Origin of the sequence: Metabacillus bambusae (genome assembly GCF_017497975.1) — a bacterium.
Lineage (GTDB): Bacteria > Bacillota > Bacilli > Bacillales > Bacillaceae > Metabacillus > Metabacillus bambusae.
In genome coordinates this window covers 1-526 of the sequence record NZ_JAGDEL010000074.1, presented here as the reverse complement: position 1 = coordinate 526, position 526 = coordinate 1, and the positions used below count along the sequence as shown (strand labels likewise).

The window sequence follows — 526 nt, the reverse complement described above, 5'->3', positions numbered from 1 at the left end:
GGCCGCGACCTCGACGGTCTCGGCGAACCCCCCGTAACGGATCGACCGAGTCGTCAGCAGGGCGCAGGCGACCAAATCGGGTCCGCGCTGGAGCTGCAGTTCCTCGTCGCGCAGGCCGTCGGGCAGGCCGTCCACGACCCACAGGCATGGTGCTCCGCGTTCGCCGAGGCGGATCGCGAGCCGGCTGAGGAGCCGTACGAGGGAGGTGTCGCGCGCGTGGTCCACGTCCAGCGCGTGGCACACGACCGCCACCTGCTCGGCGTAGATGTCCATGGCCGTCGTGGCGGGTGAGTCGTGGGCCGGGTGGAGATCGAACCAGAACACACCCCCGGGAAAGGCGGAGGCGAACCGGAGGGCGAACTCCTGGGCCAGTACGGACTTGCCGAAGCGGGGCATGCCGCGCAGCTGTGCCAACCGACCGGAACCGGAGCCCGGCTGGGCAACAAGCGGGGCGCGATGGCGCACGAGTACCGAGTGGATGCGGCAGCGTCCCGCGAGCCGGTCGGTGAACCACGCTGTACCTGTC

The 526-nt window shown here is 70.7% G+C and carries 1 protein-coding gene; it reads right to left on the bottom strand.

From position 1 onward, the window contains the following. Positions 1 to 526 (bottom strand): hypothetical protein (locus tag I7822_RS30880; RefSeq protein ID WP_207982566.1); only part of this gene is annotated, 526 nt, incomplete at both ends.